This is a genomic window from Runella sp. R0.1_18, assembly GCF_057652155.1.
In genome coordinates this window covers 197,154-220,935 of record NZ_JBYFCK010000002.1, presented here as the reverse complement: position 1 = coordinate 220,935, position 23,782 = coordinate 197,154, and the positions used below count along the sequence as shown (strand labels likewise).

Genomic DNA, 23,782 nt, shown 5'->3' with positions numbered 1-23,782 from the left:
AGAAATGCGCTATTTTATTCAAAATTGTTGTGCGAAAACGAGTTTACCCCACAAATCGGAGTATTATAAATCCAAATCATAACAAACAAATTAAAGAGGGTGACTGTTGACTTAGCAGTATTTTGTTAGTAACCTTGTGAAAGTTACCACTCCTACTGCTTGAAACTCTATTTGCAACTATCGGCGAGCCTTCTGCTCTTGGCAACCTTGCTTCCGTTTGTCCGAAGTGATTATTGGACTTTTCGGGTAGTAGAATTTCCACGTTTACAGAAATTTTTCCTTGGGCTAGTGGTACTTGGGTGGTACGTGGTCGTTATGTCGGTGGCGTCGTGGTTGGATTGGGGAGTGGTTGTGGCACTCATCGCAATGCTGGGGTATTTGGCGTGGCAAGTGTATCCGTTTACGCCTTTTGCTCCAAAACAACTCATCAAAACGCGCATCATCAATGCCGACCGAACTTTGAGTTTGATGATGTGGAATGTGTATCAGTACAACCGCAACGCAGCGCGTTTTCTTCGGCTTGCCCAAAAGGTGGACTCTGACGTTATTTTATTGGCGGAGACAGACTTGTGGTGGCAAGAAAATGTGCGCTCGTTGGAAGAAAAATACCCGCATCTAGTACATGTTCCGTTGGAAAATACCTACGGAATGCTTCTTTACTCCAAACTGCCACTGCTGGAGGCAAAGGTGCATTATTTGGTCGAAGAAGGTATTCCTTCAATTCATGCCAACATACAGCTTCGGTCGGGAGAAAAAGTGCAATTGTTTTGTATTCATCCGACCCCGCCCGTACCACAAGAAAACCCCCGCTCGACGGAGCGAGACAAGGAGTTGTTGCTCATCGCCGAACTTGCAAAAACAAGTACAAAACCTGTGGTTGTTTGCGGAGATTTGAACGACGTGGCGTGGAGTTACACCACCGATTTGTTTCAGAAAATGAGCGGCTTGCTCGACCCACGCCGTGGCAGAGGCTTTTTCAATACCTTCCATGCCAAGATTCCTTTCTTGCGTTTTCCGCTCGACCATGTTTTTTGTTCCACCGATTTTACGCTCATCAAAGTAGCTCGCCTTCAGAACAGTGGTTCGGACCACTTTCCGATGTATATAAAATTACAGTACGAACCCAAAGCTGTTTTGGTACACGACGAGCCGCAACCGACAGCGGAAGAAGAGCAAATAGCCCAAGAAAAGCTAGAAAAAGAAACACGGGATGAAGGCCCAGGGACTGAATAAGCCGTTACCTTCGTAATATGATTCGGAAGGTGGTGCCTTTACCTACTTCGGAAGATTTTACGTATAATTTTCCGCCGTGGTATTCCTCCACAATCCGTTTGGCCAGCGTCAAACCTAGCCCCCAGCCCCGTTTTTTGGTACTTACACCAGGTTTAAAAACTTTTTGCCAACTGCCGCGCGGAATCCCTTTACCCGTATCACTGATGTCGATAGCTACTTCCTGTTTATTGAGGGCAAACATTCGGACGTTAAGCTCGCCTGCGCCCGTCATGGCATCGACGGCGTTTTTACAAATATTTTCTACCACCCATTCAAAAAGGTTACGGTTAAGGTACATCGAACGCTCAGTGTCTAACTCGTTGATAAACTGTAGTTTGACTTTTGTGGAAATACGCCGCTTGAGGTAGTCTAAGAATGGGCCAAGGACTTCTACCATCTTTTCGTACTTCATGGTAGGTGCCGAACCGATGCTAGAAAAACGCGCCGTAATCATTTCGAGTCGGTTGATGTCTTTCTCAATTTCGCGGGTGTATTCTTCAGGGTAGCGCTCGGGGTCGGTTCGGAAGAATGACACCCAACCCATCAGTGACGCAATGGGCGTGCCTAGCTGGTGAGCAGTTTCCTTAGCGAGCCCTACCCATACGCGGTTTTGTTCGGCAGCCCTTGATGAACTGAAAATGAGGTATGCCAAAAATGCCAACACGAGTAAGCTTAGAAGCTGAGCATAGGGGTAATAGCGCATTTGCACCAACAAGGGGGAGTCGCTATAATAAATGTATTGTTTTGTCCCCATGACGTCAACCACAATAGGAGGATTTTCCTCTTTCATTTCGTCGAAGGCTTCCTTCAAAAGTCGGGTGTGCTCGGCTTCCGAAACGTTGCTGGGAATGTCGAGATTGATGTCGCCTTGGGGTTGCATGTCTTCACTGACCAATACTGTAGGGATTCGGCTTTGTTTGATATTTTCCCTAACGATTTCGAAAAGTTTGGTGTAATCTTCGGTTAAGTCGGGGTGATTGGCTTGGTATTCAATGAGTTGGGCAAAAATGGCGAGCTGGCGGTGTTCTCGGGTATCGAGGTTGTCAACGATGTTGTAGGTATAAAAAATCGAAGCGATACCGATAAGCGCCAAGTTGACACCAATAAATAATTGGTACACGTTTTTTTGGCTGTAAATGTCTATCGTTGGAAATTTCATGGGGGATACCGAAATTTTTTTTGTAAAATAAGTACAACAGAAGCATCTAATTGCTTTTGTAAGTCGTATGTAATATTGAACGAAAAATCAAAAAGTAAACATATACCTTGTGAATTGGGCTGTCAAAGGAAAAAGTTTTTGATGACTATCCAAAATATGACAAAAATCAGTTTCACAACCCGTATAAAGTCATCTTTTGAATTTTAAAAATGGTTCTAATTGCGGTGTAGCTTCTTTTAGTAGTTTATACTCATTCTAAATTATTTTTTACTCGGATTTTATTTCTTCAAAACGCGTTGTTTGAGGTAACTTTGTGAACTTTTTTCTGGCAAGTGACATGGAATATTTACAGTTTAGAAGCGTTGGCATTTCGTATAAAACAGCCCCACTAGAGATTCGTGAGCAAATTGCATTAAATGAAGATGAAGCTAAAGGCTTGATGCTCAAAGTGCAAGAGTTCTTCGGTGGGACAGATATTTTGGTGGTTTCGACTTGTAACCGTACTGAAATCTATTATAATGCGGCGGCCAACTGTAACGTTGATATTGCCAAATTACTGCTTATTCAGAAAGGGCTAACCAATACCGAAGCCTATCTACCTTATTTCATCGACTATACCGAGCCAAACCAAGCCGCTCGTCACTTGTTTGAAGTTGCCACGGGGCTGCACTCGCAAGTAGTAGGCGATATGCAAATTCCGAACCAAGTAAAACACGCTTACCAATGGTCGGTTGACTTGGGCATGGCAGGTCCGTTTTTACACCGTTTGCTTCACACTATTTTCTTTGCTAATAAGCGTGTTGCCCAAGAAACTTCTTTCCGTGATGGTGCTGCTTCTACGTCGTACGTGGCAGTAGAGTTAATCGAACACGCAACGGCGTTGAAAGCTAATCCGTCGATTTTGGTGTTGGGAGTAGGAGAAATTGGAACCGACGTTTGTCGCAATTTGAAAGAAAAAGAATACACAAATATCACGGTAGTCAACCGTACTCGGGCTAAAGCGGAGCAGCTGGCCAATGAGTTGGGTTTTGGCGTGGCTGATTTTGAGCATGTGGAAGAGGAAATCCTTAAAGCAGATGTGGTGATTTCGTCGATTTTACGCGATGAGCCTTTTATCAATAAAGCCCTCCTCCAAAAGAAATCATTGCATTCGTTCAAATACGTGGTTGATTTGTCGGTGCCTCGCAGCGTGTCTGCTGATGCCGAGCAAGTACCTGGTGTGATTGTGTATAACATCGACAATATTCAGGCCAAAGCCAACGAAGCGCTCGACCGTCGTTTGGCATCAGTGCCGCAAGTACATACGATTATTGACCAAGCATTGGAAGAGTTTAGCGATTGGTCAAAAGAAATGGTGGTATCGCCAACGATTCAAAAGCTAAAAAATGCCCTTGAGCAGATTCGTCAAGAGGAAATGGCGCGTTTTATGAAAAATTTGAGCGAAGACGAAGTCTCAAAAATTGACAAAATCACGTCGAGCATGATGCAAAAAATCATTAAGCTGCCCGTTCTTCAATTAAAAGCAGCTTGTAAACGCGGCGAAGCCGAGACTCTGATTGATGTTTTGAACGACTTGTTCAACCTCGAACAACAACCAGAGCGCCGTTAGTCGGGTGTCTGTTTCGGGTTTGCAGTTTTGGGTTTCGGGTTTCCAGTTTTGCTACTAGTCGGGTTGTGAGCAACCCTCAGCATGGCGAAAAATTCGACATTCTGCACTCTGCACTCGACATTCTATCAGTCGGGTTGTGAGCAACCCTCAGCACGGTAAGCAATCCTCAGCACGGCGAAAAATTCGACATTCTGCCCTCTGCACTCGACATTATTTTACTTTTCCATATTTCTTTAAAATCTCCAAAGTTTTAGACACAGGAAGCCGATCAATGGTATGCCCTTGGTGGCCTTTGGTTGTTTGGGCCATGAACAACGAATTGATGATGGCTTCTTCGGTGGCTTCCATCGCGGCTAGAAACAACGGTGAGGTGTCGTCGTTGCGGAGAAGGGCGTAGTTTTCTAGCGATGAGGTTGACTCGTGCGGAATCCGATAAGCCGTCGAAAACGCAATGACGTAGTCGCCGCTGCCGTTGGCCATGATTCCTCCCGTTTTGCCCAATCCTAATAAGGCTCGTTTTGCCAAACGTTTCAGGTTCCGAGCGTCCAAGGGGGCATCGGTAGCTACCACAATCATGCAAGAGCCATCGCCCGATTTGTCGAGGGTTTCTTTGAACGAATACTTGCCCAGCTCCACGCCAACGGGTGCGCCTGCCACTTCCAAAACCCCGCCAAAATTGGTTTGTACCAAAACGCCCACCGTATAACCTCCCAGTTTTTGGGGAAGCTTGCGTGATGACGTCCCAATTCCACCTTTCCAGCCAAAGCACACCGTACCCGTTCCTGCTCCCACGCAGCCTTCTTCTTGGTTGGTAGTAGTGGCGCGTTGGATGGCTTGAAGGACATCGGCGGTTTTTACGTGGCGACCTCGTATGTCATTTAAGTAACTATCGTTGGTCTCTCCAACGACAGGGTTGACCGAGCGGACATTTTCGTTTCCTTTTTGTTGCAACGTCCAATCCACCAAGGCGGCACTGCCAGCGGGGACGCTCAAAGTGTTGGTCAGTACGATGGGCGTTTCGAGGTTGCCCAACTCCGCGACTTGGCTGTAGCCCGCCAATTTGCCAAAGCCATTTCCCAACTCAATTGCCGCGGGTGCTTTTTGTTGAAAAATGTTGCCGTCGTGGGGTAAAATAGCCGTAACTCCCGTTCGGATGCTATCGCCAACGGCCAGCGTTGTATGTCCTACTTTGACGCCGTTGACGTCGGTAATGGCATTTAATTTGCCCGTAGGAAGCACTCCGATACGAACTCCCAGGTCGCGTGCACGCTGGGCGGCGAGTGGAAAAGGCAGTGAAAAAATGACACTTATTAGCAGTAGGTAGAGGCGGTGCATGATTTTTTTGAAGTATTTAAAGAACAAAAGGGCCTGATTTCGTAACAAAGAAGTAATTAAATAAATAAGTAGAATAAATTGGCGAGTGAAAACAAGGTTCTTGAAAATATGCAATTAAACGTTGGTATGATTTAAGTTTTTCTTGGATAAGTATAGAAATAAAACAATTATTTGAAAAGACGTAAAATCATTGGTGTAATTTTGCGTTTAATTCAATCAGATGAGATTTTGAAGCTACCATGAGATATTCCATTCATTTCTTTTTCCTGTTATTTATTCATTTTCAGACAATCGTATGCGCCCAAGACAACCGCTCTAATTTCCACATTGAGCTGCCTAATGAGCCAAACTGGAACGTGGTGCATGAAGGAAGTCGTATTGAGTTTCGCCTAAAAGCCCTAGGGGGGAAGTCGGATTCGCTGATTCACTTCACGGTAAAACAGGGCTTACTCGATGACATGAAGTTTGACTCGACTGGGTATTTTGAGTGGGTTCCTTCGTATGATTTGGCCGACCGAACCAACACGCAGAAGTCGATTCAGTTGATTGTTGAAGCCAAAAATAGCCAAAATGAAACCGCAACACGTTCGTTTGATTTGAGGGTCATTCACGTCAATCGGCCACCACAAATCGACATTCTGAAGCCGTTTTACGTCCAGAATCGTACGCAGAACATTTACCAAATTGATGCTAATGCGTTGAAGGATGAAGACAACGACCCGCTTGCGATTATTCCCGTCACAGAAACCCTGCCCGAAGGCGCCAAGCTATCGGCAGCGGGCGAATTGACGTGGCATCCTTCGATGACTCAATTCAATAGCTTGAAAAATAAGCCCATCTACATCGACTTTTACGTAGAGGATCAACCAAGCAAAGCGCGGGCCAAAGGACGCCTTAAATTAGAGGCTACTCAAATGGACTTGCCGCCCGATATCATTCAGATTCCGAAGGGAGATGCCTTCAAGGCCAAGGAGAATACGACCATTAATTTGAAGTTCTTTTTGTCGGACCCTAACGGTGACGATGACATTGAAGCCTTTGATTTTGTGACTGATAACCCCGACGTACCTTCCAAAGCGTTGGTGAAAAATACCAATAACCAATACGAATTTATCTGGACGCCTACCTACGATTTTGTAAAAGACCCGCACGATTCGTTGTCGTTTTATATCAATTTTTTTGTGTTGGATAAAGAACAAAATCGAAAAGAACAGAAGATTCGGTTTACGATTATGAATGCGGTCAACGAAATTGAACGTGACCGTCAGTTATATTCTTTGTACCGAAACTCGTTGGTAGAAGCGTGGAATTTGGTGACCCAACTTTCTGAAAAAGAGCAAGAACTCAAGAGGGCGTACTTAAAAGCAAAAAAAGGAAAGAAGAATCGCTCGATGGTCAATGCGTCGTTGGGGGCTACTACGGGTTTGTCGCCTGCGTTAATAAAAACGGCTCAAACCAAAACGATTGTAACGGCGATTGGGGGAACGACCATTGCCACAATTGGGGCACTGGAAGCGGCCGAAGTAATTGGAAAACCATTGCGGGATTTGCTCGACCGTTACAATTATGTATTGGAAAAGAAAATAGAGATTCAGAACAAAGGCGATGTTTTTGCGCGGGAGTTTGCGCTGAAAGCAGCCCGTCGTCAAAACGATTATGCCAAAAAACGCGATGAATTTAGGGCGGCTTTGGCTATCAAAGGCTTGGTAACGCTGGATTTGGATGCGGGTTGGGAGAATAAAAAGGAAGCGACGGATAAGGCGATTGGAAATACATTCAAAGATTTTACACCGTTGGAAGTAGGAAATCGCTCGCGTCCGCAGTAATCCACTTGGTATTTCACTCATAAAAAAGGCGTTCCAAACAATTTTTGGAACGCCTTTTTTGTATCATATCTGTTTACTTCACCACTTTCATTTTACCTTGCATCAAGGTATGGTGTCCTGGAAAAGTACAAAGGAAAGTGTAATCGCCAGGTTCAGAAGGAGCGACAAAATAAATGGTCTCACTGGTTTCTGGCTGGAGAATGTTGGTGTGAAACAATACATTCGCCGATTTAGGAACGTATTGCATGTCAGAACCTTTGAGTCCGAGTTTAATGGCTGCTTCGCCCGTTGGATTGGCGGTGCCAGGTTTTACAAGGACGCAGTTGTGAAGCATGTCGTCGTTGTTGTTGAAAACCCACTTGATTTTGCTTCCTGCTTTCACCTGAACATCCGTAACGTCGAACTTTAACCCAGGTTTTGTGCCCAAAATAATTACTTGGTCGGGGCCATTGCTCCAACTCGCAGGCTGTTCAATCACCCGTTTAGGGCTATTACTGGCTTTGGCAGGAGTCGTCGTAGTGGCAGCAGGCATGGTATGACCCGCGTGGGCGTTGGCATCGGCCATTTTGGCGGGCGCAACCACGTTCCATTGCGACGTTGGAATTTTTTCACCGTCAGGAATTTCGTTCAATGTATAGTATCCTACATTGTGCAAAAGAGGCAAACCTGCTGCTGAACGAATGCCCTCGGCTTTGACTTCGTGGATATAGCCAAGTTTTAAGCTATCCAATACAATCCGCGCTTTGAGGCCGTTATCCGCGACTTGAATGTGCTTAATCACCCGCTCAGAAGCGCGGATGATAGGGCTGCCGTAGGTGCGATGATATTTGTAAGTAAAGGTATTAAACTGATATGAGGCAGCGTCTTGGGCTGTTTTCTTGTCAACGGGTAACGTAAACTCTACTTCAAAACCATCGGGAGTTGCTTTTACGGTTTTCATTTCAAACGGTGTTTTACCCGTCCAAACCAAGCGTTGAATCCCAAAATTGTCTTTTCCCGTCGCCGACCAGCCACGGCTTGTTTGTCCGACAAACATCGAGCCGTCGAGCCCCCAAACCATTCTCAAAATTCCCGATTGGAATCCTTCGCGGAAGGGGAAACAGATTCCTTGCCAGCGTCCTTTTACTTTTTCGAGCATAACACGCATGATTTTGCTGTGCCCTTGGTCGCCGACAAACAATTGTCCTTCAAAAGGCCCAAATGCCCCTTTGGTCATGTCTTCGCGAATATCGGAGGTAGAAATTCCCATCAATGTATGCGGAAACCATACGGCAGGAGCTTTCAATCCAGGAACACGCTTGGCTACTTCGTAAAGCGGCTCGCCCGTATCAGGAATGTCTTCTGTCTTGAGTTTAACAGGTGATTCGGGCTCTTGGCTCCAGCGCAAACCTGCGGGGTTTCCCGCAAAATCGCCCGATTCGAGGTGAGTCATGCGCCCCGAACCTACCCAGTCACCTTGGTTTTCGGTGTAAAACATATCCCCGTTTTGGAGTGCAACATAGCCCGCAGGCGAACGAAGCCCCGTGGCGATGGGGGTCATGTTTGCTTTATCGTCAAACTTCAGCAACCAGCCGCGCCATTTGGCTAAACTCGCGCCACGGCCAATCCAGTCGAGGTTAAGCGTGACGAGCAAATCACCGTTGGGTGCTTGTACTGGGCCGTACGAATATTCGTGATAATTTCCCGATAGTGGCCATTTGTAAAACGATTCGTAAATGTCAGCAACGCCATCGTTATCTGAATCAACAAGGTGCGTGATTTCGCCGCGTTGAGATAATAAAAATGAACCATCGGGGCGGTACAACAATCCAAGTGGCTCGTGGAGACCGTGGGCAAAGCGTTTGTAAGAAGGTTGCCCCGAGCCTTTAAGGTAGGGATTTGTAATCATCCACACTTCTCCACGGCGGGTAGAAGCAGCAAGGCGGCCGTCGGGTAAGACTGCCAATCCACCCACTTCCAATTGAACTGTTTCGGGGATAGGCAGGGTAACAATACGGTAATAGTCTTCTTCGGTCATGGGGCGGTTTTGGGCCTGCCCTGCGAGTACCGATGTCAACAAAACAATGAGAGAATAAGCAATTCCTTTTTTCATGAACAACTATCTTAATTTTTCAATACAAAGGTCTAAAAAGTCCGTCTTTACCCAAAATAAAAGCGGAGTACTTCGAGTACTCCGCCCAATTTTTCTCCTCCAAAGAGGAAATATTACATCGTTGTAAGCACATTGTTCATCGCACGAACAGCATCTGCTGATTTTGCAAAGGCAGCTTTTTCTGATTCGCTCAAACGAAGGCTGATGATTTTTTCCCAACCACCTGCACCGATTACCACTGGTACACCCATGCAAATGTCTTTTTGGCCATACTCGCCATTGAGATATACTGAGCAAGGGAAAATACGTTTTTGGTCACGAACGATGCTTTCTACCAAAGTAGCTACTGCTGCACCTGGTGCATACCAAGCCGACGTACCAATCAATTTTGTCAAAGTAGCACCGCCCACCATGGTGTCAGCGGCTACTTGTTGCAATTTTTCTTCTGACAAGAAACGGCTCACAGGGATACCGTTGTAAGTCGCCAAACGAGTCAAAGGAATCATGGTAGTATCACCGTGACCACCGATTACCATGCCGTGAAGGTCGTTAGGTGACGCATTCATAGCGAATGACAAATACGTTTTGAAACGTGCGCTGTCCAAGATACCACCCATACCGATGATACGCTTCTTAGGCAAGCCCAACTCTTTGAACGCCAAGTACGTCATGGTGTCCATTGGGTTAGAAACGATGATGATGATGGCTTTAGGAGAGTATTTCAAAATGTTTTCTGCTACGCCTTTTACGATACCTGCGTTGATACCGATAAGTTCTTCGCGCGTCATACCTGGCTTGCGAGGAATCCCTGAAGTAATTACAACGACGTCCGAACCTTTTGTTTTTTCATAGTCACCCGTTGAACCGGTAATTTTTGTATCAAACCCGTTCAAGGTAGCTGTTTGGAACATATCAAGGGCTTTTCCTTCCGACAAACCTTCTTTGATATCGAGCAATACTACTTCTTGGGCCAATTGACGGCGGGCGATGTTGTCAGCACAGGTAGCACCTACTGCACCTGCCCCTACTACGGTAATTTTCATTAGGAATATGAATTTTTGGTGAATTAACAGTTTTTTAAAAACGCCGTAAAGATAGGGTGAAAACCTTTTGAAGCTACTCTTAGCGGTATTTTTAATGCTAAAAATAGATAGTTTGATGCCGTTCATCCATTTTTCACAAGGAGACTGTTCTTGGAAATTGCTGTTCATCCCAAAATGATTGTGAACCGTATAATCACTACCTTACCTTTGTATTACTGTTTTCGGCCATGAAATGTTAATTTTAACCAATTGATTATTACTACAACCTTTACTAATATGACACTTAAACGAAACGGGGCGGTGATTAAAACCGTTCGAGAAATTACGATAGGAGCTGCTTTGTCGGTGGCGTTATTGAATGGAGGAATGTTGCTTCAAAGTTGCGGAGGCTCGTCGGATGATGACCGCCAACAAGCAGAAGCGCCCTACAAAGGCCGTCCCGTCAAAACTTACATCACCGAAATGAAACCAGGTGAATTTAAAATCACGGATGAAGTAGAGGTGAAAACTGCGTCGGAAGCGGGGGCGATTGTGCGTTACTTCGACGGCCGCCGCGATACCCTGAGTGTAGCAGAAGCACAAAGACTGGTAAAAACCGACTCCACAACGCGGGATTATTACAACAACCCTAATCATTATCATAGTCATTATCACCGTAGTTCGCTGTCGAACGCACTACTTTGGGGCGGAATGGGGTATATGCTAGGGCGTAACAATTCATCTCAATTTTATAATGAACAACGTGAACGTCAGTACAGCTCGGGGGCGTATGCCAACTCGTCGGTGTATTCGCGTTCGTCTGGTATTCACGACAACTACCACAGCCACCGCAAAAGCGTGGCGTCGCGGCCAAGTAGTAGCCGTAGTGGATTTTTCAGTCGCTCAGGGCGCAGTTTTGGGGGCTAATTTTTTTATATAACAACCATGATACGAACAAATTATTTGAACAATAGCCCTGAAACCCAGCTCCGTAATGTAGGGTGGGATTGGATGCTTGGGGCCGATACGCTGCCTTATTTGACCAACGAGGCTGTGGCGATTAAGGCGTACGAGGCTGAGGCGTACTACAACGCCGCTAACGAACTCTACGAAATTTTTGCCGAAGCGGCCCAGCACGCCATCGACCGTCAGCTTTGGAAAGAAATGGGCATTCCCGAAAACCTCATTGAGCTGGTCAAGCTGACGTGGGAAGATGAGCGGCATTGGCACATTTATGGCCGTTTTGACTTGGCAGGTGGAGTAGGGCGGGAGCCTATCAAACTCATTGAGTTTAACGCCGATACTGCTACTTGTATTCCTGAAACTGCCGTAGTGCAGTGGGCGCACCTCAAAGCCAACCAAATGGACGAGAGTAAGCAGTTTAACAACGTTTATGAGGCATTGAAGGCGCAGTTTTCGGAACTTCGCCAGCGCAATCGTCACTTAAACCCGACCTTGTTGTTTTCGACCATGCGCGATGCTCCCGAAGATGATACCAACGTGGCCGTATTGGGCGAAGCCGCGCGGGAAGCAGGCTTTGACGTGGAGTTTAGCTACATCGACGAGATTGAGTTTTCGCCTACGGAAGGGATTTTTAGACAAAATCCTCAAAATGGGCAATTTGAGTCCTTCGATTTTTGGTTCAAACTTGTGCCTTGGGAGTACATCGGTTACGAAGAACCAGAGTTGGCGGGCTTACTGACAAGTATCGTTAAAAACGGGAAAGCGGTCATCATCAATCCCGCCTACACCTTGCTTTTTCAGTCGAAATACATTTTAAAATTACTCTGGGATTTATACCCTAATCACCCATTACTATTGCCGACTTCTTTGCAGCCTTTTGCGGACAAAACGAGCGTTGAAAAGGTGCTTTTTGGACGAGAAGGAGCCAATGTTCGCATCATTGAGAGCAACGGCTCGGTCGTTTCGTCGGCAGACGGTGACTACGGTGAGTACGAAAAAATTTACCAAGAATACGTCGAATTTTCGCGCGATGCCCTCGGAAAGCGCTACCAAGCAGGTGTTTTTTGGGCTGGAGAAGGCTGCGGCTTGGGCTACCGTCGCGGCGGCAAAATCATCGACAATACCGCCCAGTTTGTGGGGCACATTGTAGAATAACGACTTCGTAACAGAGTGCGCCTGGTTGTGAGCAACCAGACGCACAGCGATGGCGCGAGCGTTACGCTCGTGCCATTTATTTAGAGGCTTCTAGCCTTGTTTTCTTCCCTTCATTGGCTTACGGAGAAGATTAATTAAAATTGTACTTTTCCGTTTTATTGCTTTCTTCGGTACTCCTGTAGTTTATTGTTGATACCAGGCAAATGGGCTGTAAGTGGATGTCTTCGTTTCCGTGAAACATTGGAAAAAATGCAATTTTGTGTTGATTTCACGGGCAAAAAAGTAGGTTTCACGGTTTTTGTCAAAAAAACGGAATTCTTAATTTGGAATTCTCCTATTTTTTTATTCAAATTTGTTATAGCAGTACTTTTGATTTCTTTTGAAATATTGTTGTATTTTTCAAGTAAACAGCCTAGGTAGTTATGATAAGTTTTATCCAGCCCACTTGTTTTAGTACAGCGATTGACAAACACCTGTCGCTCTCGCCTGATTGTAAGTTTGCCTTGATGGAATGTGTAACACAACAGAGATTGGAAGGGCAAGAACTCCTTTTGGAAAAAGGGCAGACCAATGACAGGTTTTATTGGGTAGAAGAGGGATTGATTCGTTTTTTTGCAGATGCAGATGCAGATGCAGATGCAGACGATGATATAACCACTGGGTTTTGTAGCGAAGGTGATTTTTTCTGCGCCTTCAGCAGTTTTTTTTCGCAGAAACCCTCGACAGAATCCATCTGTACGGAAGAACCTACGATTTTGTTTTCGATTGGGTATAAGGACTTGCAAAAGCTTTTTGGCTTATATCCAGAACTGAGCCACGCTTTTTGCAGTTTGTACGGTCATTTATTGGAAGCATATCACGCCCATACAGCTTTGCTTCATTATCGTACGCCTGTTGAGCGTTATGAGGCATTTTTGGGGTTACGTCCACATTTGTTGAACCGTGTCATGGTCAAACATATTGCTTCTTATTTGGGTATTCACCGCGTTACCCTTTGTAAAATACGCAAACAGCTTACCCCCAAAAAAGCATAAATTTTGTTGTTTACTGAATTTAGTAGTTTAAACTACATTGGGTTAAAAAAAGATTGATTTGCTTTAGTAACAAGTAAGCCCCCCTGCATCTTGGCGGACGTGGAAGGCTTATGGGTCTAATCTTTCTACATATAAAAAATATTTTTGTACGTAATACTGATTCAGAATAAATATGAAGCAATTTTGGCCTGCCAATAACTTGGATATAAGTGCTTTGTTTAACAAAAGTTGTACATTTAAAATGTAAATCACTATATATGTATTGATTTTTTAAATATTTCAAAAAAATAATACACTGAGAATCAATAAGAAGGCAGTTCTATTGAAGTATGCTTGTGTTTTTAATAATATGTTTAACTTAAAACGTTTAATTTATGAATAATTTTTTAAAATTTAAAAAATGTTTATTGTTAATAACAATTTTATTTGTTTTTTCTTGTAACTAGCATGGGCTTGATCCTAAAATAAATAATGAACCTTTAAAGATAAAAGATTTTACAATATCTGAAGCTCAGAATTGGTATTTGAATAGTCAAAAAAATGCTCGAATAAATGGAGAAGATAAAAAACCTATTTGGGGAGATGCCAACAAGGCGCAAATTAATGAAAATCAGGACGCAATTATTGTACCTGTTGTGATGAAAAATCCTGTTGGGTATAAAATAAATGACAGAAGGGAGGGAAAAGAGATAAAAGAAAATGATAACTTTGTAAGTGCTGATGTAAAGATAGATTATGTCTTTATAAAAGATTACACTACTCAAGAAATTAAGCAACTAGAACGAAGAATAATAAGTGATGATGACTACTACTTGAAAAATAAAAAAATTAAAGTTAATTCTAATGATTTTGATGGGTATGTTTATTTTTTTAATCAGAATGAGAAATTGGAGTATGGTCTAATTTATAAAAATGGTAAGATACAAGGTACGATTGGGAAAGCACCAAAAAATGCCAAAACTAGTGCACAAATTGAAGTATGCACAGCATGGTATAGTAGGACTTGCTATGGAGTAATTTGCGGGGAGTGGCAATATACGCACACTACCTGTGAGACTTATTCTGTAGCAACAACCACCTCGGCTGGTTCGTCTATTTCTTTAATCGGTATAAGTAGCGGTGGAGGTGGAGCCACTATCCAAGATATTTTGTCTGTTTCCTCTGACCTTACAAATCAGTGGAATCAACTTACTCAGGCTGAACGAAATTATTTTACCATCAAACCTTGGTTATTAATAGATGCTTTGAGTGCAAAAAAACGAGCAGGGTTTTGGACAGAATATTATTACTGTACACCTCCTAATTCGGACTATCTTACTGGCGATAACAATGCAAATGCATTTAAACACTCTGTTTGGAGTGCCACTTTATCAATGCTTGTAGGCCCTCGAACTGCTTTGGAGATTACTGATGCCCATGAAGATGACGAATATCTTTTAACATTATCTGGGCAGATGGATTTACACAATAACGACTTGGGAATCAATATTTATAAGCAACTAAGCGTGAGTGATAGAAATCAAACAAAGATAGTGGAAAAGGTCTTACAATCTATTGCTAACGGAGAAGGGAAAAGAATATATACAACTTCATCAGGAGCACAGCATTTAAGCCCAACCAATGCCAGTGATAAATGTAATTAAATAAAATAGATAGCATGAGTATTCATTTGTGCTATCTATTTTATTGTCTGATTGATAATATTTTGTAGGAAGGCTAGATGTAGGTGAGGTATAGGCTGGCATCTACATTCGCCTAGCCTATTTTCTTATTAAATAAAATAACCAAATAGTATATGAAAATATTTTTAAAATATATCCTTGTTTATCTGAGTGTTGTATTGGCGATTGTATTGCTAATAGTTGCTCCTGTGATTTTTCGGAAATGTGACGAAAATGTTGATGATTTTGCAGAATTTGAGGTAGTTAACGTTACTAAACCTATTATATTTAGAGACCAGATAACTGGATATCAAAAATGTACTGGCACTTCTCCAGCAACTATAGATTTAGTAATAAATGGAACGTTAGATGGATGGGCAACAGTTACCTTTAGCCGTTCTGCAAGCGGAGCAGTAACATCTTCTGATTTAAACTTTAAATTAGATAAAGGAAAAGTATATATAAATAAGCGTTTAAAATATTATTCCCAAGATGTTTGGATAAAGTTTACTCCAGAAGGTAGCCGTAATGGAAAATTAAAAATAAAATCTAGGATAAATAATTTGTAAGTATTTTAACTAGGAAATATTTAATTTGCTTTTTTGTATCAATAAGTTTTTGCTTTTAGGTAGTACTCTTTTGCAATACATTTGCCAACCAACTGTTGATTGCTAGCTATTTTCGGGATACATTTCAAATGTAAATCTGTATTTTAATGATAAAAATTGTTCAAATTTGAAATTCTTAAAAGAACTTGGGGGGTAAAAATGCCAGTCATTATTTGGGTTTGTAATTTCTTGTACTCTAAATTTGATAGGGGTTGTAATTACCAAGCCTTTCATTTGATGGTTATCTCTGAATTTTTCTATTGCTTCTAGCTCTATTCTCTTATAAAGAGACTCAGTGTCTTCTTTAGAAAAAGTTATTTTGAATGGGATTAATAAAATTGGAGTCTCTGCGTTTAATTTCCCTTTTAATGCTAAATAGAGCGATTGGTCGGCTTCAAATTGGTAAGACTTACTTTTGTGTTCATTCACAGTTAGTTCGTCTATTTCTTTATAGTTCACCCCTAGTTCTCTAAATACTTCTATTAAATGCGTATTATACCCGAACGTAGAAACATCAATAAGATTAACAGAAAAAGCAGTTCGGAAGGTGATATTAGTGGGGGTAAATAGTTCTTTGTGTTGGATAATTATGTCTGTGGTTTTCATAAGATATATAGAATTAGTAAAAATTTCAAAGTATTTGATAGAATGTTGATTTTTCAAATTTACAAAATATACCTATAAATTCATTTTAAATTCTTTAAATATTGTAAAATTTTCTTAACATTTAAAGAGTTTAAAATAAGAAAATATCTAATACTATTACTGGGAAAAATTTTTCATGACAATAATTGAAATATTTATGAACTTTTATATGCTCTTTTATTTAAAAATTTAATTTTTAGTAATAATGATAAAAATTGTAACAAAGACAGCTTTTGAAATCTTAAAAAATGAAATATTTTTCAATGATATAAATATTAGATGTCTGATTTCAATATTTACGTAATACATATAAACAGTTGCAAATATTAAATTTATCTTAAAAATTAACCTTACAACGCAATTAATTGGGGTGGTTACGTTGTGCAAATTTTAAAAAATGAAAAAAGGAATCCATTTATTTTTGATGCTACTAGCTGTCGGTATCTCTTGCAAGCCCGACTATGTTACTGTTGGCAAGAAGCTTGAAGGCTCTTGGCGTTTGGAGTGTTTCCAATACATAGATGAAAATAACCGATTAATAGTTGTCGATACACCTCCAGCTATTGTGTTGAATTTTACCGATTCAAAAAGAAATGGAATTTTGTCTTTGGGAACAGATTCGCGTTCTTTTGAATACAACTTTGGCCCTGACCAGTGCAACATTGATGTAGCGGATGAAACAACACTCCCCATAGAAGCTATTGGAAAAGTTCAGGTTTACTCTTACGCCTTTAGAGATAAAAAGAATATTCAGTTTTCTATTGACAAAGAGTACAACTATTCGACCAAAAAGATAATAAAGAATGTGGAATATACTTTTGTAAAGCAATAAGGACTAATTTTTTAGCTTAGGAAAAGCTCGTTTAAAACACAACCTCTGGATGTGAGTATCCCGCTGCACCTAGCCATTCAAAAACTCCAACGCCCTACGTTCGGCCCACGAAAATTCGTCGTTGGCGACCATAAAACCGACGTGGCCACCTTCTTTGGGCGTTTCGACAAAAATAGACGGGTTTTTCTCCGCCAAAAACGTAGGTACACAATCGGCGTTGAGAATGGGGTCGTTTTGGGCATTACAAATGAGGACTGGAATACTGACGTTTTCAATAAAATGAGCAGCGGAAGCTTGTTCATAAAAATCGTCGGCATCGCGGTAACCGTTGACGGGGGCGGAGAAAAAATCGTCAAAGTCCTTCCACACTTTCACCTCTTTCAGTTTGGTTAGGTCGATTCGGTTGGGGTACAGTCGGTCTTTTTCCGTGATTTTTTTGAGGAGTTTTTTCTTGAATCGCTCGCGGTAGAGTCGGTTTTGGGGTAAATCTAACAACTGAGCGCTTGTTTTTAAGTTGGTTGGTGCCGAAAAGGCCGCAACTCCCCGCACAACGTCAGGTAAATTGTTTTGCCTGATACCGACGTACTTCAGCGAAATATTCCCGCCCATGCTATACCCCACGAGCGAAACGTTTTCGTAGTGCTTGGTGCGCAGCGCATGGTTGATGACCTCGGCAATGTCGCCTGTTTCTCCGTGATTGTAAAGCCTAAAAGCGCGATTCATCTCACCACTGCACGAGCGGCAATTCCACGCCAAAACATCCCAGCCGTTTTGGGCAAATAACTTCGCCGTTCCTTTTACATAATGCCGATGTGAGTCGCCTTCGAGGCCGTGGGTGAGCACCACCAACTTTTTGCTACCCGTATCGAGCCAGTCGAGGTCAACAAAGTCACCGTCGGAAAGTGTCAGTCGTTCACGTTCATACGCTACCCCTTTGACTTTACGAAAAACACTTGGAATAACGGTTTGCAAATGCCCATTGAACAAATAACGCGGTGGGCCAGGATAAGTCGAACGGTGAATGACGGGCATACGGAGATTTTTTTTGCACAAAATTGCGGCTATTTTGGCGAAAAGCGTGTGCCCGTGGGATTAAAATGTGCTTCATTCCTAGAAACTTATCTTTCATTAGAAGATGTTATGGATTTGGAAATTGGCTCATTGGGCAATGATTTATTTTGCATATTTCTACGAAAAGCAGATGTACGCTTTCCCAATGACTTCATTTTCAAAAAAATATAAAGACAAAGAGAAGTTAAAAACCAATACTCAATCGACTCGGTAGGTTGTTGGGTTTAAAGATTCCCTTTATTTTTGCGTATAGTTGTTGAAACAACTAAAGTTTTCCACCTTTACTAATCTCTTTTTGTATGATTCGTTCAGTTGCCGACCGTATTTATTTAGACAACGCCGCTACCACTCCTATCGACGCGGAAGTAATCGAAGTTATGCTCCCTTGGATTACGGAGCAATACGGCAACCCGTCGTCGATTCATGGGCATGGGCGTATCGTAAAATCGGCGATTGAACAAGCACGCAAAACCGTGGCGGGACTGCTCAATACGTCGCCTTCCCAAATTTTCTTTACCTCGGGAGGAACTGAAGCCGATAACACGGCCATTCTTTGTAGCGTGGAGGCGTATAACCTTACCCACGCCATTACTTCGCCGCTGGAACACCACGCCGTTTTACATACGTTGGAGTACTTGGCCAAAGTAGGAAAAATCAAACTAAGCCTGGTCAATATCGACAAAAAAGGCCACGTGGACTTAAATCATTTAGAAGAATTGTTGAAGACCAGCCCACGCTCGTTGGTTTCGTTGATGCACGGCAATAATGAGATTGGCAACTTGTTGGATTTGAATGCAGTGGGGGAGTTATGTGAGCAGTACAACGCTATTTTTCACAGTGATACAGTACAAACCATGGGGCATTTGCGCCATGATTTGAAGAACTTAAAAACGAACTTTTTGGTCGGGGCGGCGCACAAATTCAATGGCCCTAAAGGAGTTGGATTCTTGTATGTCAATGATGTGCGTATTCATCCTTACATCCACGGCGGTGCGCAAGAACGGAATATGCGTGGCGGAACAGAAAATGTATATGGAATTGTGGGTTTGGCCAAAGCCTTAGAAATTGCCTACCGCGATATGGACAGCCACCGCGCACACCTCGAAAACCTTAAAAAGCGAATGATTGCGGGCTTCCGCGAAAAAATAGAAGACGTTCGTTTCAACGGCGACTCAGCTAACCTTGAGCGTAGCAACTACACCGTTTTGAACGTGAGTTTACCTCCATCGGATGTCAACGATATGCTGTTATTCAATTTAGATATTGCCAAAATTTCAGCTTCGGGTGGAAGTGCGTGTTCGAGTGGTTCGGAAGTCGGCTCGCACGTATTGTCGGCGTTGGGAGTGGCTCCCGAGCGCGGCAATGTTCGTTTTTCGTTTGGCAAATATAATACCGAAGCCGAAATCGACTACGCCGTAGCGACGGTAGCAGATATGTATAAAACGGTTGGGGTATAATTTTACCAAGAAATTGTGACTCCTTCGGTGAGGGGGTGTGCCATGCAAGTCAACACTTGTCCGTTGGCGATCTCCTCATCGGTCAGTACTTCGTTATATTCCATTTCCACTTCCCCTGAAGTACAAAGCGCGATACACGCGCCACATCGCCCTGCGCGGCAAGTATAAGGCAATGGCCAGCCTGCTACAAGACCTGCGTCAAGTAACGTTTGATTTTCGCGGACGGCAATCGTTTGTTGCGCTCCTCTAAAATTCGCCAAAATCGTTTGGGCAGGATAATGTTTAGGCGTGGGAGGTTTGGATTCAATTACAAAATGCTCGCGTTGAAGTTGGTCTTTGTGAAAACCCATCGTCAACAAACTGATTTCCACCATTAGCATATAATGGAACGGCCCACAGGCATAAAAGCGAGCATCGGAAAAAGGTGCTCCGTTGAGGGTTTGTTGAATAATTTCTTCCAATAAGGTGCCATTGAGGCGCGCCCAACGCAGATTTTTGGCATTTCCCCACAAAAAAATAACCTTCAATTGTTCCGAATGGTCGGTTTGAAGAGCGGTAAGTTGGGCGTAAAAAATGGTGGATTCTACCGACTTGTTGCTGTAAACTAGGGTAATCTGGGTAGAAGGGTGATTGGCTAAAAGTTCTTTGGTCAAGGCCAAAAGTGGCGTAATTCCACTTCCAGCAGCCAACAAAAAGACGTGCTTTGGCGGATGAGCGGGAAGCACAAATCGACCTGCGGGAGGCAGACATTCCCAAACGTCGCCCACGCGGCTATAATCGAGCAAAGGGCGGGAAATCAGGCCATTGGGAACACGCTTTATCGTAACTGACGGAAGCGTATCGACTGATGGAGAAGAAGAAAAAGAAAATGACCGACGAACTTCGTGCCCGTGTTCTTGAAACAAAAACGTCAAAAATTGCCCCGCTTGGTAAGTCAGCGGCTGTCCATCGACCGAAGCTAACACAAAGGTTTTGGCATCTTCGGTTTCTTCGATGATGCCTTTAATGGCTAATCGTTGCGTAATGGGAGTCATAAGGGTATAAAAAAGGCGAGGTGCTTGACCTCGCCTGCAAGTAGTCAAGTATTATTTTACTTCTTTGTCGGGCATCAGTTCGGCGAGCTTTTTGGTGAGTGCTTCACCTCGTAAGTTCTTGCCGACGATTTTACCATTGGGATCTAATAAAAAGCTGGCAGGAATCGAATTGATGCCGTATTGCACAGCCACTTCGTTTTGCCAGTATTTCAAGTCCGAAACGTGTGTCCATGTCAATTGGTCTTTTTCAATGGCTTTAAGCCAAGGGTCTTTTTTCTGATCAAGTGATACGCCCAAAACCGTAAACCCTTTGTCTTTGTAAGCGTTGAATGCCTTTACCACATTTGGGTTTTCTTGACGACATGGGCCGCACCATGACGCCCAAAAATCTACCAATACGTACTTTCCACGTAAAGATGAAAGCGAAACGGGCTTTTCGTTGACATCGTTTTGGGTAAACTCCATGGCCATTTGCCCAACCGCCGTTTTGGCGTTTACGTCAATTTTTTTCTTCAAATCTTTGGCAAAATTTGACGTTAGTGCGTCACCTTTTAAGTACCCATACATGCTCGACAATTCGCTATCTTCACCGTAGAAGAAACGGCTACGAACTAGCCACGCACTTACCAACGACTCAGGGTTTGATTGAATAAACTCTTTAGCTTTGGCGGTAATTTGATCATCAATTTTATCGACTTGTTCGTTGAACTCCTTGTAAGGTTGCTTTTTTTGGTAGGCATCCATGAGTGCAGCCATAACAGGGCGTCGTTCGTTGTTAAGCGCTGCAATAGAGGCAGTATAACGCGACAAGTCATCGTTGATACGGGTTCCTGATACGCTTGAGTTTTCAAGTTCTTCGAGGCTACCAGCAAACGTTAGTGTGGCGTTTTTTTCCACAAAAAACGAAGTTTGCGTTTTGCCTACGCGTAGGTAAGCGGTGGTAAGGTCTTCGATTTGTCCTTTGAAATTAAATTCACCATTGACTGATTTGAGTGAATCGGTGGTTTTTCCGTAGCGGAGGTAAATGGTCTGGTCTTTTACTCCTTTGATGGCACCTGTCACCGAAAAGGGTGCGGGGTCGGCTACGGCTAAAAACGGAAGTAGTGCGAGGCACGACAATAACAGTTTTTTCATCGCGAAATGGTTTTGAGTTTCAGTGAAATGTAAATGTTTCGGAAAGATAAGGGGTATTTGGTAGAGTGCCAAATTGGGTAGGGGTAAAACTAAAAAAGCGGAGAATGTTCTCCGCTTTTTGCAATTATTTTAGCCAATCCAAGCCTCTACGTCTTCTTTTTTCGGCATAGGAGCGTCGATTTTCAATTTCTTGCGGAGACCACCCAAGTCGTTGAACACCTTGTTGGGGTTGGCGGCTTTGAGGGCGTCGATGGTCAAGAAACCCATTTTTTGGAGGGCAGGTACCCAAATCGCAGGTACACCTTGCGCCAAGTAATCGGCTTCGGTAGCCATTTCTACTTTCTTTTCTGGGCGCATTTGTGGGAAGAACAATACTTCCTGGATGCTCGTTTGGTCGGTCATCATCATCGTCAAACGGTCGATACCAATCCCAATTCCCGAAGTAGTCGGCATGCCGTATTCGAGCGAACGGATGAAGTCCTCGTCCATCGCCATCGCTTCTTCGTCGCCGCGCTCGGCCAAACGAAGCTGCTCCTCAAAGCGCTCGCGCTGGTCGATAGGGTCATTGAGCTCAGAATACGCATTGGCCACTTCTTTTCCGTTGATAAACAACTCAAAACGCTCCACCAAACCAGGTTTGCTGCGGTGCTTTTTGGTCAATGGCGACATCTCGACGGGGTAGTCGATGATAAACGTTGGTTGAATCAAGTTGCCTTCTACTTTGGCCCCAAAAATCTCGTCGATAAGTTTGGCTACGCCCATGGTGGCGTCGGTTTCGATGCCCCACTCTTTGCACTGAGCGATGAGTTCTGCTTCGGTTTTGCCTTCTACGTTTATGCCCGTGTATTTTTCGATGGCTTCAAAGATGCTCAAACGCGTGTAAGGCCCCGCAAATTCGATTTCGTTGCCCCACGATTGTATTTTGGTGGTACCGTTTACGGCGATGGCTACTTTTTCGAGGATTTCTTCGGTAATGCCCATCATCCAATTGTAATCTTTGTAAGCCACATAAAACTCCAACGACGTAAATTCTGGGTTGTGGGTACGGTCCATGCCTTCGTTGCGGAACATTTTTCCGAACTCATACACCCCGTCAAAACCACCGACAATGAGACGTTTGAGGTAAAGCTCGTTGGCGATACGCATGTACAACGGCATATCGAGCGTGTTGTGGTGCGTTTTAAACGGACGAGCAGTCGCTCCTCCGTGGATGGGCTGAAGGATAGGCGTTTCTACTTCTAACCAGCCCTTATCGTCGAAAATCCGACGCATGGTGCTGATGATGCGAGCGCGTTTGATAAAAATATCTTTGACGTGGGGATTCACAATCAAATCCACGTAGCGCTGGCGGAAACGTTGTTCAGGGTCGGTAAAACCGTCGTAGGTTTTACCATCCGCTTCTTTTACCACAGGAAGTGGGCGAAGCGATTTGTTTAAAATTTTAAATTCCTCAACGTGGATTGAGATTTCGCCCGTTTGAGTGGTGAAGACGTACCCTCTTACCCCGATGATATCACCGATGTCAAGCAATTTCTTGAAAACAGTATTATAAAGCGTTTTGTCTTCGCCTGGGCAAAGGTCATCGCGACGGAAATACAGCTGAACGCGGCCTGTGCTGTCTTGTAATTCAACAAATGACGCGCTTCCCATGATACGGAAGCCCATCAAACGGCCTGCAATAGAGATGTTTTTATAACTCAGCTTATCGTTTTCGTAATTTTTATGAATATCGGCTGCCGTAGCGTTTACCTCAAATAATTCGGCAGGATAGGGGTCAATCCCCATTTTCATCAAATCTTCGCGCTTTTGGCGGCGGAGGAGTTCTTGTTCGCTCAACATTTACTTGGTTGTTTTAAGCCCCTTACCCCTCGCT

Annotated in this window: 19 protein-coding genes; 10 read left to right on the top strand and 9 right to left on the bottom strand. The window is 43.5% G+C overall.

Annotation, left to right across the window (positions count from 1 at the left end):
- Positions 1 to 159: 159 nt before the first annotated feature.
- The gene (locus tag AC23P2_RS03775; protein ID WP_487771958.1) at positions 160 to 1,233 is read left to right on the top strand and encodes an endonuclease/exonuclease/phosphatase family protein; all 1,074 of its coding nucleotides are present in this window, start codon (positions 160 to 162) and stop codon (positions 1,231 to 1,233) included.
- A 4-nt stretch (positions 1,234 to 1,237) separates the two neighbouring features.
- Here the strand turns inward: AC23P2_RS03775 and AC23P2_RS03770 are convergent, their stop codons facing one another.
- A complete protein-coding gene (locus AC23P2_RS03770; protein ID WP_487771957.1) occupies positions 1,238 to 2,431 on the bottom strand; it encodes an ATP-binding protein in 1,194 nt (397 codons plus the stop codon).
- A gap of 337 nt (positions 2,432 to 2,768) precedes the next feature.
- On the opposite strand from AC23P2_RS03770, the gene hemA reads away from it, so the two are divergent.
- On the top strand, positions 2,769 to 4,040 hold the full coding sequence (gene hemA, locus AC23P2_RS03765) for a glutamyl-tRNA reductase (RefSeq protein WP_487771956.1): 1,272 nt from the start codon (positions 2,769 to 2,771) through the stop codon (positions 4,038 to 4,040).
- Positions 4,041 to 4,250: 210 nt separating this feature from the next.
- On the opposite strand, the gene AC23P2_RS03760 is transcribed toward hemA, so the two are convergent.
- A complete protein-coding gene (locus tag AC23P2_RS03760) occupies positions 4,251 to 5,375 on the bottom strand; it encodes a DmpA family aminopeptidase (protein WP_487771955.1) in 1,125 nt (374 codons plus the stop codon).
- Between the two features lie 239 nt (positions 5,376 to 5,614).
- Here AC23P2_RS03760 and AC23P2_RS03755 point away from each other — a divergent pair, with 239 nt between their 5' ends.
- Complete coding sequence (locus tag AC23P2_RS03755; RefSeq protein WP_487771954.1) at positions 5,615 to 7,201, top strand: hypothetical protein; 1,587 nt, start codon at positions 5,615 to 5,617, stop codon at positions 7,199 to 7,201.
- A gap of 73 nt (positions 7,202 to 7,274) precedes the next feature.
- Here the strand turns inward: AC23P2_RS03755 and AC23P2_RS03750 are convergent, their stop codons facing one another.
- Positions 7,275 to 9,293, bottom strand: a complete 2,019-nt coding sequence (locus AC23P2_RS03750; protein ID WP_487771953.1) for a plastocyanin/azurin family copper-binding protein — start codon at positions 9,291 to 9,293, stop codon at positions 7,275 to 7,277.
- Positions 9,294 to 9,406: 113 nt separating this feature from the next.
- Positions 9,407 to 10,336, bottom strand: coding sequence for a malate dehydrogenase (gene mdh, locus AC23P2_RS03745; RefSeq protein ID WP_028525897.1), 930 nt, complete (start codon positions 10,334 to 10,336; stop codon positions 9,407 to 9,409).
- 276 nt (positions 10,337 to 10,612) lie between these two features.
- On the opposite strand from mdh, the gene AC23P2_RS03740 reads away from it, so the two are divergent.
- The 5 genes from AC23P2_RS03740 (at position 10,613) to AC23P2_RS03720 (ending at position 15,697) form a co-directional block, all read left to right on the top strand.
- On the top strand, positions 10,613 to 11,242 hold the full coding sequence (locus AC23P2_RS03740; protein WP_487771952.1) for a Cj0371 family chemotaxis-regulating polar lipoprotein: 630 nt from the start codon (positions 10,613 to 10,615) through the stop codon (positions 11,240 to 11,242).
- Positions 11,243 to 11,260: 18 nt separating this feature from the next.
- Complete coding sequence (locus tag AC23P2_RS03735; RefSeq protein WP_487771951.1) at positions 11,261 to 12,433, top strand: glutathionylspermidine synthase family protein; 1,173 nt, start codon at positions 11,261 to 11,263, stop codon at positions 12,431 to 12,433.
- A 422-nt stretch (positions 12,434 to 12,855) separates the two neighbouring features.
- On the top strand, positions 12,856 to 13,467 hold the full coding sequence (locus AC23P2_RS03730; protein WP_487771950.1) for a Crp/Fnr family transcriptional regulator: 612 nt from the start codon (positions 12,856 to 12,858) through the stop codon (positions 13,465 to 13,467).
- 524 nt (positions 13,468 to 13,991) lie between these two features.
- On the top strand, positions 13,992 to 15,110 hold the full coding sequence (locus AC23P2_RS03725) for a DUF6973 domain-containing protein (RefSeq protein ID WP_487771949.1): 1,119 nt from the start codon (positions 13,992 to 13,994) through the stop codon (positions 15,108 to 15,110).
- Between the two features lie 152 nt (positions 15,111 to 15,262).
- Complete coding sequence (locus tag AC23P2_RS03720) at positions 15,263 to 15,697, top strand: hypothetical protein (protein ID WP_487771948.1); 435 nt, start codon at positions 15,263 to 15,265, stop codon at positions 15,695 to 15,697.
- A gap of 102 nt (positions 15,698 to 15,799) precedes the next feature.
- On the opposite strand, the gene AC23P2_RS03715 is transcribed toward AC23P2_RS03720, so the two are convergent.
- Positions 15,800 to 16,342, bottom strand: coding sequence for a hypothetical protein (locus AC23P2_RS03715; RefSeq protein WP_487771947.1), 543 nt, complete (start codon positions 16,340 to 16,342; stop codon positions 15,800 to 15,802).
- Between the two features lie 436 nt (positions 16,343 to 16,778).
- Here AC23P2_RS03715 and AC23P2_RS03710 point away from each other — a divergent pair, with 436 nt between their 5' ends.
- Entirely contained in the window at positions 16,779 to 17,213 is a 435-nt protein-coding gene (locus tag AC23P2_RS03710) for a hypothetical protein (RefSeq protein WP_487771946.1), read from the top strand.
- Positions 17,214 to 17,282: 69 nt separating this feature from the next.
- On the opposite strand, the gene AC23P2_RS03705 is transcribed toward AC23P2_RS03710, so the two are convergent.
- The gene (locus AC23P2_RS03705; protein ID WP_487771945.1) at positions 17,283 to 18,245 is read right to left on the bottom strand and encodes a YheT family hydrolase; all 963 of its coding nucleotides are present in this window, start codon (positions 18,243 to 18,245) and stop codon (positions 17,283 to 17,285) included.
- A 338-nt stretch (positions 18,246 to 18,583) separates the two neighbouring features.
- Here AC23P2_RS03705 and AC23P2_RS03700 point away from each other — a divergent pair, with 338 nt between their 5' ends.
- Positions 18,584 to 19,741, top strand: coding sequence for a cysteine desulfurase family protein (locus tag AC23P2_RS03700; RefSeq protein ID WP_487771944.1), 1,158 nt, complete (start codon positions 18,584 to 18,586; stop codon positions 19,739 to 19,741).
- A gap of 2 nt (positions 19,742 to 19,743) precedes the next feature.
- On the opposite strand, the gene AC23P2_RS03695 is transcribed toward AC23P2_RS03700, so the two are convergent.
- The 3 genes from AC23P2_RS03695 to lysS all read right to left on the bottom strand — a co-directional run bounded on the left by AC23P2_RS03695 (position 19,744) and on the right by lysS (position 23,748).
- A complete protein-coding gene (locus AC23P2_RS03695; RefSeq protein WP_487771943.1) occupies positions 19,744 to 20,775 on the bottom strand; it encodes a flavin reductase family protein in 1,032 nt (343 codons plus the stop codon).
- 51 nt (positions 20,776 to 20,826) lie between these two features.
- Positions 20,827 to 21,909, bottom strand: coding sequence for a redoxin domain-containing protein (locus AC23P2_RS03690; protein WP_487771942.1), 1,083 nt, complete (start codon positions 21,907 to 21,909; stop codon positions 20,827 to 20,829).
- A 129-nt stretch (positions 21,910 to 22,038) separates the two neighbouring features.
- Positions 22,039 to 23,748, bottom strand: coding sequence for a lysine--tRNA ligase (lysS, locus tag AC23P2_RS03685; protein WP_487771941.1), 1,710 nt, complete (start codon positions 23,746 to 23,748; stop codon positions 22,039 to 22,041).
- Positions 23,749 to 23,782 lie beyond the last annotated feature (34 nt).